General features: G+C 71.7%; 11 protein-coding genes. 6 read left to right on the top strand and 5 right to left on the bottom strand.

Annotation, left to right across the window (positions count from 1 at the left end; all coding sequences use genetic code 11):
* Window positions 1-413: 413 nt before the first annotated feature.
* Both ACSRUE_RS10180 and ACSRUE_RS10175 read right to left on the bottom strand, forming a co-directional pair.
* Window positions 414-1841, bottom strand: coding sequence for a hypothetical protein (locus tag ACSRUE_RS10180; RefSeq protein WP_441290830.1), 1428 nt, complete (start codon window positions 1839-1841; stop codon window positions 414-416).
* Window positions 1838-3385 (bottom strand): YncE family protein, encoded by a 1548-nt coding sequence (locus ACSRUE_RS10175; RefSeq protein WP_441290829.1) that lies wholly within the window; start codon window positions 3383-3385, stop codon window positions 1838-1840. The genes ACSRUE_RS10180 and ACSRUE_RS10175 overlap by 4 nt, the downstream gene beginning before the upstream one ends.
* A 524-nt stretch (window positions 3386-3909) precedes the next feature.
* Between ACSRUE_RS10175 and ACSRUE_RS10170 the strand changes: the two genes are divergently transcribed.
* Entirely contained in the window at window positions 3910-4818 is a 909-nt protein-coding gene (locus ACSRUE_RS10170) for a fibro-slime domain-containing protein (protein WP_441290828.1), read from the top strand.
* Between the two features lie 27 nt (window positions 4819-4845).
* Here the strand turns inward: ACSRUE_RS10170 and ACSRUE_RS10165 are convergent, their stop codons facing one another.
* Window positions 4846-5079, bottom strand: coding sequence for a hypothetical protein (locus ACSRUE_RS10165; protein ID WP_441290827.1), 234 nt, complete (start codon window positions 5077-5079; stop codon window positions 4846-4848).
* A 155-nt stretch (window positions 5080-5234) separates the two neighbouring features.
* Entirely contained in the window at window positions 5235-5567 is a 333-nt protein-coding gene (locus tag ACSRUE_RS10160) for a hypothetical protein (protein ID WP_437982231.1), read from the bottom strand.
* 130 nt (window positions 5568-5697) lie between these two features.
* Between ACSRUE_RS10160 and ACSRUE_RS10155 the strand changes: the two genes are divergently transcribed.
* Together ACSRUE_RS10155 and ACSRUE_RS10150 are read left to right on the top strand one after the other, a co-directional pair.
* Window positions 5698-6825: a S8 family serine peptidase gene (locus ACSRUE_RS10155; RefSeq protein WP_441290826.1), complete on the top strand. Its 1128-nt coding sequence runs from the start codon at window positions 5698-5700 to the stop codon at window positions 6823-6825.
* A gap of 601 nt (window positions 6826-7426) precedes the next feature.
* On the top strand, window positions 7427-7801 hold the full coding sequence (locus ACSRUE_RS10150) for an RNA recognition motif domain-containing protein (protein WP_441290825.1): 375 nt from the start codon (window positions 7427-7429) through the stop codon (window positions 7799-7801).
* A 192-nt stretch (window positions 7802-7993) separates the two neighbouring features.
* Here ACSRUE_RS10150 and eno read toward each other — a convergent pair whose 3' ends face one another.
* Window positions 7994-9289, bottom strand: a complete 1296-nt coding sequence (gene eno, locus ACSRUE_RS10145) for a phosphopyruvate hydratase (RefSeq protein WP_441290824.1) — start codon at window positions 9287-9289, stop codon at window positions 7994-7996.
* Between the two features lie 251 nt (window positions 9290-9540).
* On the opposite strand from eno, the gene ACSRUE_RS10140 reads away from it, so the two are divergent.
* The 3 genes from ACSRUE_RS10140 to ACSRUE_RS10130 all read left to right on the top strand — a co-directional run bounded on the left by ACSRUE_RS10140 (window position 9541) and on the right by ACSRUE_RS10130 (window position 16491).
* Window positions 9541-10182 carry a DotU family type IV/VI secretion system protein gene (locus ACSRUE_RS10140; protein ID WP_441290823.1) on the top strand — a complete coding sequence of 214 codons (642 nt, stop codon included), beginning with the start codon at window positions 9541-9543 and terminating at the stop codon, window positions 10180-10182.
* Window positions 10179-11273 carry a type VI secretion system protein gene (locus ACSRUE_RS10135; RefSeq protein WP_441290822.1) on the top strand — a complete coding sequence of 365 codons (1095 nt, stop codon included), beginning with the start codon at window positions 10179-10181 and terminating at the stop codon, window positions 11271-11273. Before ACSRUE_RS10140 ends, ACSRUE_RS10135 begins: the two co-directional genes overlap by 4 nt.
* A gap of 76 nt (window positions 11274-11349) precedes the next feature.
* The gene (locus ACSRUE_RS10130) at window positions 11350-16491 is read left to right on the top strand and encodes an AAA family ATPase (RefSeq protein WP_441290821.1); all 5142 of its coding nucleotides are present in this window, start codon (window positions 11350-11352) and stop codon (window positions 16489-16491) included.
* Window positions 16492-16493 lie beyond the last annotated feature (2 nt).

The raw sequence follows: 16493 nt of genomic DNA, 5'->3' as shown, positions 1-16493 counted from the left end.
GGGGATAGCTCACCACCGCAGCCCGACTCCGGGCAGGGCCTGGATGTTCCCCAGCCGCATGCGGACGCTATCGGGCGAACTGCGTGTAGCGTCAACCCGGGAAGCATCGCCGGAACCGTGAACGGGGGAGGTGTCCTATCTCGGCCTTCGTCGAGGCCTGGTTCGTCGAATTCCTGAACGCACCGAATTGAATCTGCAGAATCTTGTGCTCTGACGCCTTCATCGGATCATCGAGCCCCATCGCGAACGCGACGCCGGGGCGCAACCACATCTTCTCTCCCAGCTTGGATGGCGCGTGTTCGACACCTCTGTTCGCGGGAGGTGTCGTCACCTGCGCGCCGCGGAACCTCGGAGAACCACGCAGGCCATCCAGGGGCCCCGCGGGCGCGCGCCGCCCCGCCGCCGCGGCCGGGCTACTGCTGCTCGAGCACCGTGATCGACCGGTCCCAGTACGAAGCGACCACCGCCCGCGCGCCGTCCTTCGAGACCGCCACGGCGCACGCGCCCTTGCCCGTGGGCAGCGACGCGACGACAAGCGGCGGGTCGCCCGCGATGACCGCGACGCCGCTGCCGACCGGCGGCCACTGGGTCCCGCCGAGCGCCACGAAGAGCGTCTTCCGGTCGGGCGACGTCACGCCCGTCCGCGGCACCCCGCGGAGCGGGAGCGTGCTCTTCACCTCCATCGTCGACAGGTCGATGACGCTCGCGGTCCGCGCCTCGGCGTTGAGCGTGATGCCGTAGCGGTCCTCATCGAGCAAGAAGCCCGCGGTCGGGCCGACGCCGACGCGCGCCTTCCTCGTCTCGGTCACCCCGGCGACGCTCAGCAGGATCGCCGTGTTGGACAGCCGATCCGGGAAGAACACGGCGCCGCCGTCCCTCGTGATGTCGCCCTCGCGCGGCTCGCGCCCGACCGCGATGCTCCGCCGGGTCGCGCCGAACGGCGACTCGCTCGGGTCGAACAGATCGATCCACGCGCCCGCCGGCCGGCCCCCGTGCGTCAGCGCGCCGAGCGCCGCGATGTAGGGGCGCCCCTCGGCCTGCACGAGGAACAGCTGCCCCGTGGCGTGCGGGAGCGTGATGTTCGCGAGCCGCACCCCCGTCGGCAGCTCGAACTTCGTCACGCGCTTCGTGTCCGTCGTCGCCGCGACCACCGTCCTGCCGTCCGGCAGCGCCACGATGTCGCCCGGCGTCCGGCCGACGTCGAGCAGGACCGGATCGCGATCCCACGCGGTCGTGTCCATCACCGGGATCCGCGCGGCGTCCACGTGCCGCAGCACCGCGACGTAGCGGTCGAACAGGAGCCGGATGTGGTCGCCCTGCGCCGGCATCGACGCCTTGTGGATGAGCTCGCCGCTCTGGAGCTTGTACTCGCGCAGCGAGGCGTCGTCGCCGCTGACGTAGATCGACGCGCCGCTCGGGTTGAAGACCACGTCGAGCGGGTGCACGTCCCCGATCCGGAACTCGCGGGCGCGCCAGCGGCCCTTCGGCTCCGCCGGGGGCGGCGCGGGCTCGACCGGGTCGGGGCCGAACGCCGCGGGGTCCGGCGCGTCGTCCGCCGTGTCGCGCGCGGCGCGCGAGGCGGCGCCCTCCGGCGCGAGCGCGGTCAGCGGCGGCGCCTCGCCGACGGGCGACTTCAGGCTGGTCAGGGTGGCGATGATCACGGCCGCGACGCCGCTCGCCACGGTCACCGCGGCCCGCGCCAGGCGCGGCTCGCGGCCGGAGAGCGACCCCACGGAGCCGCGGTGGCGCTCGCCGAGCCACCCCTTGCAGGCGCGGCACTTGCGCGCCCCCTCGACGATCCGCGCGCCGCAGCTCGGGCACGGGACGCGACGCTCGCTCATTGCAGCACCCACGCGACCTTGGCGCGATCGCCGAGCGCGAGCGCCGAGCCGCCGTCCGGGGCGAGCCGCACCCGCGTCGGCTCGCCGCCGAGCGGGTGGACCTTCGCCGCGTAGCTCTTCAGATCGACAAGGGCCACCGAGCCCGCCCCGTCGCCGCTCAGCGCGACGACCGCCTGCGCCCCGTCCGGAGCGACGGCCATGTCGAGCGCGCGGCCGGGGAACGTGACGGCGCGGAGCAGCTCGCGCTTCGACAGATCGAAGACCTGGATCGCCCGCCCCTCGTTGCACCGCACGATCGCGCGCCGGTCGCTCCGGACGAGCGCGATCTGCTCCGGCTCCCGGCACGTCGTGATGCGCGCCTCCTGCCGGACCGCGCCCGACGGGAGCCAGGTGAGCGGCACCAGGGTGTTCTCGGCCCGGAGGGCCACGAAGCCCGCCGAGCCGTCGGGGATCATGAGCGCGCTGGCCGGGTTGCCCACCATCGAGGTGCGCACGCGATCCTGCTCCGAGCCGAGCCGGCTCGGGTCGAACGGGTAGGCGACGCCGCCCGACGGCTCGCGCTGGCCGGGCAGCGGGAGCTGGCCCGTCGTCGTGATCGCCCGGCTGCCGCTGTCGTCCACGGCCACGGGGCCCACCGCGTCGTCGCCGAACTGGATGCGCTCGATCTCGGCGTGGTACTCGGTCGCGAGGATCGCCACCGCGTGCGCCGCCGGCAGCGAGGCGAGCGCGCGCCGGCCCGAGGCGCCGACCTGGATGTCCCCCACCGCCTCGCCGAGCTCGATCGTCTTGAGCAGCCGCGTCGTGGCGGCGTCGATCACGTAGATGCGCGAGGGCGCGGTCGCATAGACGACATCGCCCACGCGGTGCAGGCGCCGGACGTGCGGCGCCTCGGACACGAGGCTCAGCGCCTCGCCGGTCCGGGCGCTGCGCACCTCCAGGCCGGCGGACAGCGCGACCACGAAGCGGTCGCGGTCGAGCGGGAGCGCGTCGAGCGCGTCCTTGGGGAGCGAGAAGGGGCCGGCGATCGAGGGCGCGTGCGCGCCGGCCAGGTGGCCGACGTCGTTCGGGCGCTGCCAGACGCAGCGGCCGAGCTGGCACGACTCGCCGCTCCAGCACGGCGTCCCGCACACCGGGGCCGGGGGAGCGACCGGCGACGCGGCCCGGGACGGCGCGAACCGGTGGGGCGCCAGGTAGCGGAGCGCGCCGCCGGTGCTGATGAGCCCCAGGATCGCGCCGATCGTGACGAGCGGGCGCCAGTGGAGGGCGAGCCAGCTCGCGTCGCTGGGGGCATCGGGGATCGAAGGCGCCGTCGCCTGCCGCCTGGGCGCGTCGGCCGGCTCCCCGCACTCGGGGCAGAGGGCGACCCCGGCGGCGATGCGCTCGAGGCAGACAGGACAGGTCGCCACGCCGGCGCCGGTCGATCGCCGGGGCGGCGGCTCCGCCCACGGGACGGGCACCGGGCTCGCCTCGGCGGCGTGGCAAGCCTCCCGCGCCTCAGCGGCGCTGGAGCCGGGCTCGGTATCGCTCCGCGTCTCGTGGTCCACCGCGCACCTGCGTCTCTTCCGTGTCCGTGACGAGCGGCCCTCGCGTAACCCGAGCGTGCCCGGAAGTCGAGCCCCTCGTGCCGGCGCGGCCGCTCCGGCGACGTGGCCCAAGCCACGAGCGGCCCGCGCCGTGGACGAAACGACGTGGCTGGAGATCGCGCCGCCACGAAAGGTGCCTCGCGCGGCAGGGCGAGGGTCGCCGGCGCAGCAGAGGGGAACATGGCTGTCGTCGTCAGCTCGGGAGTCGGCCGTTGGACGTCAAGCTCGGGAGTCGGCCGGCGGCCGCGAGGTGGCCGGAGCGTCGATATCACCGAATTGACGTGCTCCCCGCTCCCGGGGCGCTTGCGCGCCATGATTCGCCCGGCGAACACCACCAGAAGAAAATCCCAGCGCCACCAAAAGAATAGGCACATTTGCCGCGTGCAATTCGACCGGATAACGCGCCACGTCAGCACGCCGGGAGGACACCATCATGCTAATTTACCGGCGGGGTCTTGGGACGGCATCTTAACACGAGGTTCGCGATGAAAAAGACGGCTGGGTGCGTGGCGGCGCTTGCGCTTATGGGCGTGCTGGGTGCGTGCAGCGCAGTGGACAATCAGGGGAACAGCAGCAGCGGAGGCGACGCGTCATCGCAGGGGCAGGGCGCAGGCGGGCCCGGCGGGACCACCGGCGGGACCACCGGCGGGACCACCGGGACGGGCGGCTACGATGACAGCTTCGGCTCGGTCAATCCCAGCGTCGGCAGCAGCGGTGTCGGCGGGAGCCCCGGCGGGGACCAAGAGACCGGCAAGTCGTGCGACGGCAAGTTCACCGGCCGGGTGCGCGACTTCCAGGAGGCGCACCCCGACATGGAGCCGCAGGACGAGGGCAAGTGCGTCAACTGCGACGATCACATGATCGTCACGGACACCCTCGGAGAGGACCTGAAACCCGTCTATGCCGGCGGGGCCGAGGGCACCATGACCACGACCGGCAAGGAGAACTTCGACGTGTGGTTCCGCGACACCGAGGGCGTGAACATGCCGATGAACCTCACGCTGCAGTTCGAGGACCCCGAGGGCGACGGCGTGTGGACGTACAACAACCGGGAGTTCTTCCCGATCGACGAGGCGCTGTTCGGCAACGAGGGGCGGCGGCACAACTACCATTTCACCTTCGAGATGCACATGGGCTTCCAGTACAAGGGCGGCGAGCAGTTCACGTTCGCCGGCGACGACGACGTCTTCACGTACATCAACGGGAAGAAGGTGGTCGACCTCGGGGGCATCCACGTCGAGCAGACCCAGGTCGTCGACCTCGACGACCTCGGGCTCGAGATCGGGAAGACGTATCAGCTCGACTTCTTCTTCGCCGAGCGCCACGTGACCGACTCTCACTTCCGGATCGACACCTCGATCGAGTTCCTCAACTGCGGCATCCAGGTCAACTGACGCCGGCGACGGTCATGCAGCTCCCTCTCATTCTGCGCAGGTGAACGTCTGCGGGCATGCCCCCGACGGCTCGCAGGCGTCGCCGCACTCCTCGTAGCAGCTCACGCACTCCTCGTGGCTCTCGTCGGTGAAGCAGGACGGCACCGCGTCGCGCAGCTGGGCACAGCGCTGCTGCGCCTCCTCCGCCGAGAGCCCCCCGCAGCCACCCGCGAGCGCGACCAGCGAGAGCAGCGCCGCGCCAATCCCCAGCCTTCGAGCCATCCAGGCCTCCCTTCGAGCCATCCAGGCCTCCCTTCGAGCCATCCAGGCCTCCCTTCGAGCCATCCAGGCCTCCCTTCGAGCCATCCAGGCCTCCCTTCGAGCCATCCAAGCCTACCCGAAGCGCCGCGGCGGGCGCGGCTTTCCGCCGCGCGCGCTCAGCCGTCCGCCGGCCTCGGCACCGTGACGAGCCCGTAGGTCCCCGCGCCGCTCACCTGGATCCACGCGCGCAGCACCTGGATCGGCCGCCCCGCCCGCGCCACGGCGGCCACCGCGTCGCCGAGGTCGCGCGCGCACGCGGCGTGCAGGTCGTCGGTCGTCTCGTGGTCCTCCGCGGAGCGGCGGATCCAGACCGCGGTCGACGGCATCGCCGCGCCGTCGTGCCTGTCCTGCCAGCGCCTGCCGACGAGGTGCGCGCGGAGGAGCTTCCTCGCTTCCGGGGGCGTGTCCGGGTGGAGCTCATACACCATCGTCGCGATGAACGACCTCATGCGCCCGAGCCTGCCGGAGCGCCGCGCGCCCGTCCAGGCGGCGCGCTGCGCGCGTCCGCCGGACGGGCGGGCGGGCTCGCGCGGAGTTCCTGAGGGCAGGGCGGCGGAACGGTGAAATAGTGTCCCGCCGATGCCTCCAAGCGACCTCGACCCCAGGCGCATCCTGCCCATCGCGGACCGGCTGCACGCGGACCCCGGCTACGCCGGCCGCGGCGTCACCATCGCCTTCCTCGACGCCGGCTTTTACGCCCACCCGGACCTCACCACGCCCCGGAACCGCGTCCTCGCCTACCACGACCTCTTCGCGCCCGAGGCGGGCCCCTCGGCGCTCGAGCACGGGGACGCCTCGTCGTGGCACGGCATGATGACCTCGGTGGTCGCCGCCGGGAACGGCGCGCTCTCCGACGGGCGCTTCCGCGGCCTCGCCTGGGAGGCGAACCTCGTGCTGGTCAAGGTCGGCTTCGCCCACCGCATCGTCCACGACGACATCCGGCGGGGCATCGAGTGGGTGATCGCGCACCGCGAGCAGCACGGAATCCGTGTGCTCAATATCTCCTGCGGGGGCGATTACGAGGAGTCGTACCTGACCGGGAGCCTGTCGCGCGCCGCCGACGACGCGACCCGGCACGGCATCGTGGTCGTGGCCGCCGCGGGCAACGCAGGGCACGACCCGGGGCACCGCGTCCTGCCGCCGGCCAGCGCGCCGAGCGTCGTCACCGTCGGGGGGCTCGACGACGGCGGCGCAGGAGAGCAGACGTGGAACTACCACTCTTCGTACGGCCTCACCCTCGACGGGCTGCAGAAGCCGGAGCTCATCGCGCCGGCGATCTGGCTGGCGGCGCCCATCCTGCCCGGGACGCCGACGGCGGCGCAGGCGCAGCTCCTCTCGCTGCTCGACCGCGCCCGGGACGAGGATCTGCCCGGGCTGCTCGTCGAGCACGCGTGCGTCGATCCGGACCTCGACGCCGTCGCCGGCCGCGAGCCGTACCTCGTGCGCCAGCTCGCGGCGGCCAAGCTGCGCGACCAGAAGGTGATCTCCGGCCATTACAAACACGTGGACGGGACGAGCTTCGCCGCGCCGATCGTGAGCAGCGTCGTGGCGCAGATGCTCGAGGCGAACCCGCGCCTCTCCCCGCAGCAATGCCGGCGCATCCTGATGAAGACCGCGCGCGGGCTGCCCGGCATCGCGCCGGAGCGGCAGGGCTTCGGCGTGGTGCAGCCCCGCGCCGCGGTGGCCGCCGCGCGCGCCGCCGCGTGAGCTCGCCGGCGTCCACGCGGCGACGAGGGCGCTGGCCCTCGAGCCGAGCTGCGCCGTGACGCGGCGCTCGGAGCCGTCCCGGAAGCGGCCGCTCGCCGCGAGCTGCGCGGCGGCGGGCTCGCCGTGGGCGAGCGCGACGGACCTCCAGGTCGAGCTCCGGACAGGCAGAGGGTACCGCGCCGGTCTGGCGGGCCGGCTCGCCGGGACTTCGAGCACGAACGGCGCGAGGAGGCCCGGAGCCCGTTCGTCCACATCGCACGGAGCATCGCGGCACGAGGCGCACGCCGTATCCAACGTGGGCGCGCGCCGTCGCCGCCGTCCGACGGTCCGACGCGCCGCGCGCGGCGGGGGTCAAGAACAGGCAGACGCGGCCAGCCTGGGGGAATACCTTGCGTACCCCGCCGCCGGCCGGTAGCTTCCGGAGCGCCTCAAGGCTCGTTCGTCCTCGACCTCAGATCCGGCCGCCTGCTGCAACGTGGTTGCCTCGTCCGAACGTGGGGTGACGGCCGGTCGTCGGGGAGTGTTTTCGCGTGCGGCCCGCGGCACGATCCGGGCCGTCCGCGAGGGAAGCGGGGATCGTGCAACGGGATTGGCGGCAGACATGAGCAAGCGGCTTTATGTGGGGAACCTGGCGTTCCATTCGACGGAAGACAGCCTGCGCACCGCGTTCGAAGGGGCCGGCGTCGAGGTGCTCTCGATTCAATTGATGACGGACAGGATGACCGGGCAGTCGCGCGGGTTCGGGTTCGTCGAGGTGAGCGATGCCCAGGCGCAGGCGGCCATCAACGCGCTGCACGGCAAGGACCTCGACGGCCGTACCCTGACGGTCAACGAGGCGCGCGAGCGCACCGGCGGCCCCGGCGGCGGGGGCGGCGGCGGCGGCGGCTTCCGCGGGGGTGGCGGCGGCGGCGGCCGTGGAGGTGGCGGCGGGCGCGGCGGTGGCCGCGGCGGCGGCGGCGGGCGCGACCGCTGGTAGCGCTGCAAGGTCGACCCCGGCGGCGCGGTCAGCGCCGCGCGGGGCCTCTCGCCCGCTCGACCACGGATCCCGGGGCGCGGAGCGCAGGGGGATCCCCCAGGAAATAAAGCAAGGAACGCCAGCGCGAAGGCGCGGCGACCCGCGCAGGAGCCCGGCCATCGCTGGCCGGACTCCTGGCCGGGTAGAACGGAGCTAGCTGGCGCGCTTCGCCCCGGGGCGGCGGAACGGCGCGCGGCCGGCGAAGACCTGGCCGTCGCCGAGCGCGTAGGCGATCCGGAGCAGCTGGTTGTACTTCGCGACGCGATCCGAGCGGGACGCGGAGCCGGTCTTGATCTGGCCCGCGTTCGTCGCGACCGCGAGGTCGGCGATGAACGTGTCCTCGGTCTCGCCCGAGCGGTGCGAGATGATCGACCGGTAGCCGCCCTCGGCCGCCTGGCGGATGCACTCGAGCGTCTCGGTGACGGTGCCGATCTGGTTCAGCTTGATGAGGATGGCGTTGGCGAGGCCGTCCTCGATGCCCTTCGCGAGGCGCGCGGGGTTCGTCACGAAGAGGTCGTCGCCGACGAGCTGGACCTTCTTGCCGAGCCGCTCGGTGAGCAGGCGCCAGCCCTTCTCGTCGTTCTCGGCGACGCCATCCTCGATGGACACGATCGGGAACGCCTTGGCGAGCTCGTCGTAGATCGCGACGATCTCCTCGCGGGTCTTCGACTGCTTGTCGAAGGTGTACCGCTCGGTCTTCGCGTCGTAGAACTCGCTGAGCGCCGAGTCGAGCGCGACGCCGACGTCCTCGCCAGGGCGGTGGCCGGCGGCCTCGATGGCGCGCACGACGTACTCGAGCGCCGCCCGGTTCGACGGCAGGCGCGGGGCGAAGCCGCCCTCGTCGCCGACGGCCGTGATCATGCCGTCCTTCTTGAGCAGGCCCTTCAGGGTGTGGAAGATCTCGGTGCCCGTGCGCAGCGCCTCGGCGAACGACTCGGCGCCGTAGGGGACGATCATGAACTCCTGGATCTCGAGGCCGTTGTCGGCGTGCACGCCGCCGTTCAGGATGTTCATGAGCGGCGTCGGAAGGACGCGCGCCGCGGCGCCGCCGAGGTAGCGCCAGAGCGGCAGGTCGACCGTGTCCGCGGCGGCGCGGGCGGCGGCCATCGAGACGGCGAGGATGGCGTTGGCGCCGAGCTTCGACTTGTTGGGGGAGCCGTCGGCCTGGATGAGCACCTTGTCGAGCTCGGCCTGGTCGAGCGCATCCATCCCGAGGACGGCCGGACCGAGGACGGTCTCGATGTTCTTCACCGCGGTGAGCACGCCCTTGCCGAGGAAGCGCTTCTTGTCGCCGTCCCTGAGTTCGACGGCCTCGTGCTCGCCGGTCGACGCGCCGCTCGGCACGGCCGCGCGGCCCGTGCCGCTCAGCGTGGTGACCTCGGCCTCGACGGTGGGGTTGCCGCGCGAATCGATGACTTCGCGCGCGATGACGCTCTGGATCTCCGACATGACCTCTCCTCAAGGGGATCGCCTTCGCGCGACCCCGGCTGCTCTCGAAGGGGGCTCGAGAAGCGGCCGGAGCATAGGCACGGCCCCCCCCGGATGTCGACGCTCCGGTGCACCCGCGGCGCGCGGCGCGGGATCCGGCGCGGACCGACGCGGACCGACGCGGACCGACCCGTCGACCTAGCCGCGGCGCGCGAGGTGGACGCGCGCCCGGGTCGACGGTCGGTGCGCGCCTGGCGTAAGCTCGCGCCCGCGTGGAAACGTCCATCGGCGTCTTCGGTGAGGAGATGCTCCTCTGGCTCTGCATGCTCCGCCAGTCCCCGCGGCGGCCGCCGGCCGATCACGTGCTGCGGCAGGCGAACCTGCTGCTCGAGGAGCTGAAGGGGTCCAGGCTCGCGCAGGAGATGCCGGTCGCCTCGGTCGACGACGGCATGTTCGCGATCGCCGCGTGCGCGGACGAGATCGCGATGTCGCTGCCGGACCTGCGGCCGGTCTGGGCGCAGCGCCCGCTCCAGGCGTCGCGGTGGACGACCAACAACGCGGGCGTCGAGTTCTTCGAGCGGCTCGTGCGCGTCCGGAAGGGCCCGCTCCCGGTGATGGCGACGTACGCGTGCGTGCTCGGGCTCGGCTTCCGCGGGCGCTACGGGCTGCCGGGGCAGAACACCGACGATCTGCTGCGGATCCGCCGCGAGCTGTCGCTCAAGCTCGGCGTGGATCCGGATCGGGACTGGAAGGGCGGGGTGCTCAAGCCGGTGCAGGTCGACGGCGTCGCGGTGCAGCACCTCCCCACCCAGTCGCTCTGGCGCTCCGTCGTCGTCGGGCGGGTCCTGGCGTCGCTCGTCGCGATCGCCGGCGCGCTCGCGCTCGCGTGGACGATCGCCCAAAGGGTCCGATGAGCGGCTCCTTCGTTTACGAGCTGGCGAGCGTCCACACGCTGGTCGAGCAGGCGAACCTGGACAATGGCCAGGGGATCTACGCGGTCCCCTGCTACCTGGTGCTCGGCGAGCCCGGGTCGGGCCGCTCCACGGTGATCCGCTCGATGAACCTGACGTGGCCCGTGAGCGGCGGGCAGCTCCCGATCGGCGTGCCCGGGGCGCGGTGCTCTTACTGGCTGGCGAAGGAGGCGCTCTTCATCGAGCCGGAGGCGTCGGTGCTCGGCCCGCGGCGGGAGCCGGCCGAGCTCTCGCGGCTCTGCGACGAGCTGCGCCGCTCGCGGGAGCGCGAGCCGATCGACGGCATCCTGCTCGTCCTGAGCATCGCGGAGTTCGTCGAGCTCGACGAGCAGGGGCTCGACGCGTACGCGAACCGCATCCGCGCGTACCTCGTCGAGGTCGGCCGTGCGCTGCACGCCGACGTGCCGACGTACGTGGTGCTGTCGCGCTACGACACGCTCTGGGGCTTCGCCGAGGTGTTCCAGTGGACCGCCGAGCGCGGGCGCGAGGAGCCCTGGGGCTTCACGCTCCCGCTCGAGACGAGCCCGGACAACACCGGGCCGCGGATCCTCCAGGAGCTCGAGGGGCTGAACGCGCGGCTGGAGTCGACCTGCCTCGCGCGGGTGAGCTCGGAGGACGCGCCCGAGGCGCGGACGCGGGCGTTCCAGCACCTGGCCGAGGTGCGGGCGCTGATGCCGCGGCTGCGGCAGCTGTTCGGGGTGATCGCGATGGCGAACGCGTTCGAGCGGGCGCCGTGGCTCCGCGCGGTGGCGATCGGCAGCGCGATGCCCGGCATGGGGGACCGGCTCCGCGCGGGGGTGACGCGGTTCACCAACATGGGGCTGGCGCAGCCGCCGAACGTGGCGGTCGCGATGCGGCCGGGGGGGCTGCCGATCCACGCGACCCTGAGGGCCGTCGTGCTGCCGGAGCGGGACATCGTGCCGCTCCGGCAGCGGTGGCGGGACGACCGGTTCACGCTGTTCTGCTCCGTGGGCGGGCTCTTGCTGCTGCTCGCCGCGGCGCTCACCGAGATCATCCTGCGGTACGCGATGTGAGCGGGCGCCGAGGGCGGCCCCGCCGGCCCCGGCCGTCCAGTTGACATGGCAACTCGTGGGCTCAAACGCCCGCGAGATGCCGGACACATCGGAGGCATGGAATCGACCTGCTGCCCAGGAGGCTCTCTCCGTCGAGCCTGGGCGCGCGCTCTCCGTGCGACCAGGCGCAGCCCAGCTCAAGGGGTATCACGTCACCGCGAAGACCGGCGAGGGCCCGGGCTCCACCACGTATCGAGCCCATCGGGACGCCGACGGCACCGACGTGGCGATCAGGATGCTGCACACCGATTACGCCCGCGCCGGCGATATCATGCGCTTCAGGCACGCCTACCGCGCGATACGGCAGGTCGACTCGGCGAGGGTCGTCAAGGTGTACGCCGTCGAGGAGCACGAGGACGGCCTGGCGCTCGTCACCGAGGTTTTCCCGGGCGCCCCGCTGTCCGCGAAGGCGGCCTGCAAGCTGGGCGTCCGCGCGTCACTGGACGTCTTGATCCCCGTGGCCGAGGCCCTGGCCGACATCCATCGCCATGGCCTCATCCATGGCGACGTGAGGCCTCCGAACATCCTGCTCGGAGAGGACGGTCAGGTGAAGCTCACGGGCTTCGGCGCGGAGTCCATCGTGACGCGCGAGAAGGAGGAGATCTATTGCCGCCGCGTCCTCTCGAAGGTGCTCCCCTATACATCGCCGGAGCAGACCGGCCGCATGAACCGGAGCGTGGACTACCGCACGGACATGTACTCGTTCGGCGTCGTCCTCTACGAGATGCTCGCGGGGCAAAGGCCGTTCGAGGCGCTCGACCCCCTCGAGCTGATGCACGCCCACATCGCCGTGACGCCCGTCGCCCCCTCGGAGCTCGACCCCGAGGTGCCCGACGCGCTCTCCGCCGTCACGATGAAGCTCCTCAGCAAGAACGCCGAGGACCGCTACCAGTGCGCCGAGGGGCTGAGGGCCGATCTGGAGGAGATCCGAGCGCGATGGCAGCGCGGCGGCCAGATGGAAGCGTTCAGCCCTGGCCGCCACGACAGGAGGGACCTCTTCCGGCTCCCCCAGAAGCTCTACGGCCGCAAAGGAGACATCCGGAAGCTCATCGACGCGTTCGACGACGTGCTGCGGGGCAAGCGGACGATCGTCCTCGTCTCGGGCTATTCGGGCATCGGCAAGTCGTCGCTCGTCCAGGAGATCTTGAAGCCGCTCGTGCGCGAGAAGGGCTACTACATCAGCGGGAAGTACGATCAGGTCAACCGCGATACGCCCTACAGCGCCATCGTCCACGCGTTCGACACGCTCGTCAGGCAGCTCCTCTCCGAGAGCGAGGAGCGGATCACGCGGTGGCGGGACGCCATCCTGGGCGCCCTCGGGACCAACGGACAGGTGATCTGCGACGTCCTCCCGTCGCTCAAGCACCTCCTCGGCGAGCAGCCGCCCGTCCCCGCGCTCGGCCCGGTCGAGGCCCAGAACCGCTTCATCCTCTACTTCCACAACTTCGTGTCCGTCTTCGCCCGGCACGCCCACCCGCTGGCCATCTTCCTCGACGATCTACAATGGGTGGACTCGGCCAGCCTGAGCCTGCTCACGAGCGTCCTCGCGAGAGAGGACGTGGAGTCGCTCTTCTTCTGCGGCGCTTACCGCGACAACGAGGTGAGCCCGACTCACCCCTTCCTCGTCGCCCTGGAGCAGCTCACGAAGGGCGGCCTCGAGGCGCGCGACATCGTCCTCGCGCCCCTCGGCCTCGCGCACCTGACCGAGCTCATCGACGACAGCCTGCAGATCGGCGGCGGAGAGGCGCTCGCGGGCGCGATCATGAAGAAGACCGGGGGCAACCCGTTCTTCGTGAAGCAGTTCATGCGGCACCTCTACGACACGAAGGCGCTTGTCTTCGATCCACCGGCGGGCTGGCGCTGGGACCTGCGCCGGATCGAGCGGCTGGAGTGCACCGATAACGTCCTGAGCCTCATGGCGGAGACCATCCGGCGCCTGCCGCAGGCGACGCAGCGGGTGCTCCGGCTGGCCTCGGCGATCGGCAACACGTTCGAGATGGACGTGCTGAACACCGTCAGCGAGCGGCCCCCCGACGAGACGTACGCGAGCCTCGACCACGCCGTCGCCGAGGGCCTGATCGTGAGCGCGGACGAGCAGGTTCGATTCGCGCACGACAAGATCCAGGAGGCCGCGTACTCGCTGATCCCGGAGGGAGACAGGCCGGCGTTTCACTACCGGATCGGGAAGCTCCTGCTCGGCAAGCCGCGCTCCGGCGAGGGGCGCGCGCTGTTCGACGTCGTCAATCACCTGAACAGCGCCGGCGGTCTGATCCGCGCGCCGGAAGAGCGCATGGAATCGGCCAGGCTCAACCTCCAGGCGGCCGGGCGCGCCCAGGAGTCGTCGGCCTTCACCGCGGCCCTCAGGTACCTGGAACATGGCATATCCATGCTGCCCGGAGACGCGTGGACCTCCAGCTACGAGCTGACCTTCACCTACCACACGAAGAAGGGGCTCCTGGAGTCGCTCTGCGGACGCCACGACGACGCGCTCTCCACCCTCGCGGGGAGCTTCGATAGAGCGGTGGGGCGCCTCCACAAGACGGAGGTGCGCCGCCTGAAGATGAACGTGGAGATCCTGAAGAACGATCTGCCCGCCGCCATGGAAGAGGGGCTCGCCGCGCTCGGGGCGTACGACATCCACCTGCCGCCTTATCCGGACGACGACGCGCTCATGGCCGAGATGGAGCGGACGATCGCGATGATCGGCGACCGCCCGATCGCGTCGCTCGTCGATCTGCCCGCGCTCGACGATCCCGAGATCGCCGCCCTGCAGGACGTGCTCCAGGAGATGTTCTCGCCGACCTACCAGCTGGGGACGAACAACTTCGGCATCACGGTGATGAAGGCGCTCCAGAACTCGCTGACCCATGGCATCTCGAGGAACTCGATCTATGCCTACGTGAACTTCGGGACGCTCCTGTGCGCCAGGCTCGACATCGAGAAGGGGTACGAGTTCGGGCGGGCGGCGGTCCGCCTGAACGAGCGCCACCCGGACGCGAAGTCCGAGTCCATGCTGTGCAACATGTGGGGAGCGTGGGTCCAGCACTGGATGGATACCTACGAGAGCTCGAAGGCGTCCCTGCGCAAGGGCGTCCACGCCGGCATGGAGACGGGGCAGTACATCTGGGCCTTCTACAACGCGTGCAACGCGAGCATGAACGGCCTCCTCCGGGGGGAGCACCTCCACGACGTCATCGAGGAGGCGAGGCAGTATCTGCCGCTCTGCAAGCTCGACAAGTTCAACGCGATCACGTGGATCGTCGGGGCCGTCGGGCAGCTCTGCGAATACCTGAGCACGCCGGACGAGGGCGACTGGAAGCGCGGGGCGTGGGTCGACATCGACGCGGTCACCGAGGCCGCCCGCAGCATCGACAACCGGGCGTCGCTCTACTTCGTGAACGTCTTCAAGGTCCACGCCGGCGTGTTCCAGGGCGCGTACGAGGAGGTGGCCGAGATCTGGGGCTCGACCGATCCGGCCAGCCTCGGCATGCTCGCCGCGTGGCACGCGAGCCCTTGTTATCACTTCTACGGCGGGCTCTCGTTCTCACGGGCCGCGCGCGCCGCCGCCCCCGCGCTCAGGGAGGCGTACCTCGCGAGGCTCGGGGAGTGCGCGCGCAAGGTGGAGTCGTGGGCGGCGCTCGACCCGGAGAGCCACCGCCACCGCGGCTTGATCCTGAAGGCCGAGGTCGCCCGGAGCGAGCGGCGAGAGGGCGCGGGCGCCCTCTACGATGAGGGGATCGCGGCCGCGCGGGAGGGCCGCTTCCTGCACGACGAGGCACTGGCCAACGAGCTCTGCGCTCGACACTACCTCGACCTGGGGAGGAGCTTCGTCGCGCGCGCCTACATGACCGAGGCGCACAGGCTTTATGGGCGCTGGGGCGCCGTGCGGCCGATGCTGCGCCTCGAGAGGGACTTTCCGCACGCGCTCGGGCCGGAGGCGCTGCGCAGGCGGACCGACCTCGCGCGGGACGGGGGCGCCGACGTCCGCGGCGCCGCCGCGGGTCACGGCGCGCGCCCGGGGCTCGACTTCATGACCATGCTCAGGGCCTCGCAGGCGGTCTCTGGCGAGCTGAACCTCGACCGGGTGATCGAGGCCCTGCTGACGATCGCGGTCGAGCACGCGGGCGCCGAGCGGGGGCTGCTGATCCGCACGGCCGACGCCTCGCACGCCGCGCACGACGTCGAGGCCGAGGTCGTCACCCGGCGCGGTCGGGTCGAGGTCACCCTTCGCCAGGCGCCCGTCACCTCGAGCGATCTCCCCACCTCGATCCTCCAGTACGTGATCCGCACGCGAGAGCGCGTGATCCTGGACGACGCCGCCGCGCCCAGCCTGTTCTCGGAGGACGCCTACGTGCGCGGGCGGCGCCCCCGCTCCGTGCTCTGCCTCCCCCTGGTGAAGCAGGGCACGCTGGTCGGCGTGCTCTACCTGGAGAACAACCTGACCCCGCGCGCCTTCACCGCGGATCGGATCGAGGTGCTGGAGCTCCTGGCCTCCCAGTCCGCCATCTCGCTGGAGAACGCGCGCCTCTACACCCAGCTCCAGCAGGAGAACGGCGAGCGCAGGCGGGCGGAGGAGCGCCAGAAGCTCCTGATGAACGAGCTGAACCACCGGGTGAAGAACACGCTGGCGATCGTCCAGGCGATCGCCGTGCAGACGCTCCGCATGGCGGACTCGCCCAAGGCCTTCACGGACGCCTTCCTCGCCCGGTTGCTCGCCCTGTCCCAGACCCACAACCTCCTGAACCAGACCGCGTGGCAGGGCGCCGACCTCCACGACGTCGTCCACGCCGAGCTGGCGCCGCACGCCCATGGCGACGCCGATCGTGTCCGCCTGGCCGGCCAGGACGTCCGCCTCCGCCCGGAGGCGGCGGTGACGCTCGGCATGGTCTTTCACGAGCTGGCGAGCAACGCGGCCAAGTACGGAGCGTTATCGCAGCCGTCCGGCCACGTCGCGGTCACATGGGACGTGATCACCCGGGCGGACGAGCGCCTGCTCCACCTGGAATGGCAGGAGGCGGGCGGGCCGCCTGTCCTGCCGCCGCGCCGCAAGGGCTTCGGCTCACGCCTGATCGAGCGCGACCTCAGGCGCCAGCTCGCCACGGAGGTGCGCCTCGACTACCTGCCTGGCGGCGTACGTTGCGTGATGGACCTGCCCCTCGAGCGCGTGGGCGCAGGATGAAG

The organism is Sorangium sp. KYC3313 (genome assembly GCF_052075895.1).
Classification (GTDB): Bacteria; Myxococcota_A; Polyangia; order Polyangiales; family Polyangiaceae; genus Sorangium; species Sorangium cellulosum_B.
Note: the sequence above shows the minus strand (reverse complement) of the source record. Positions and strands in the feature narration are given on the sequence as shown.

Excerpts from the sequence above, each read along its gene's own strand:
- eno (WP_441290824.1), bottom strand. The coding sequence starts at position 9,289 with ATGTCGGAGATCCAGAGCGTCATCGCGCGCGAAGTCATCGATTCGCGC.
- ACSRUE_RS10150 (WP_441290825.1), top strand. The coding sequence starts at position 7,427 with ATGAGCAAGCGGCTTTATGTGGGGAACCTGGCGTTCCATTCGACGGAA.
- ACSRUE_RS10135 (WP_441290822.1), top strand. The coding sequence starts at position 10,179 with ATGAGCGGCTCCTTCGTTTACGAGCTGGCGAGCGTCCACACGCTGGTC.
- ACSRUE_RS10130 (WP_441290821.1), top strand. The coding sequence starts at position 11,350 with ATGCCGGACACATCGGAGGCATGGAATCGACCTGCTGCCCAGGAGGCT.
- ACSRUE_RS10180 (WP_441290830.1), bottom strand. The coding sequence starts at position 1,841 with ATGAGCGAGCGTCGCGTCCCGTGCCCGAGCTGCGGCGCGCGGATCGTC.
- ACSRUE_RS10155 (WP_441290826.1), top strand. The coding sequence starts at position 5,698 with ATGCCTCCAAGCGACCTCGACCCCAGGCGCATCCTGCCCATCGCGGAC.
- ACSRUE_RS10160 (WP_437982231.1), bottom strand. The coding sequence starts at position 5,567 with ATGAGGTCGTTCATCGCGACGATGGTGTATGAGCTCCACCCGGACACG.
- ACSRUE_RS10165 (WP_441290827.1), bottom strand. The coding sequence starts at position 5,079 with ATGGCTCGAAGGCTGGGGATTGGCGCGGCGCTGCTCTCGCTGGTCGCG.
- ACSRUE_RS10170 (WP_441290828.1), top strand. The coding sequence starts at position 3,910 with ATGAAAAAGACGGCTGGGTGCGTGGCGGCGCTTGCGCTTATGGGCGTG.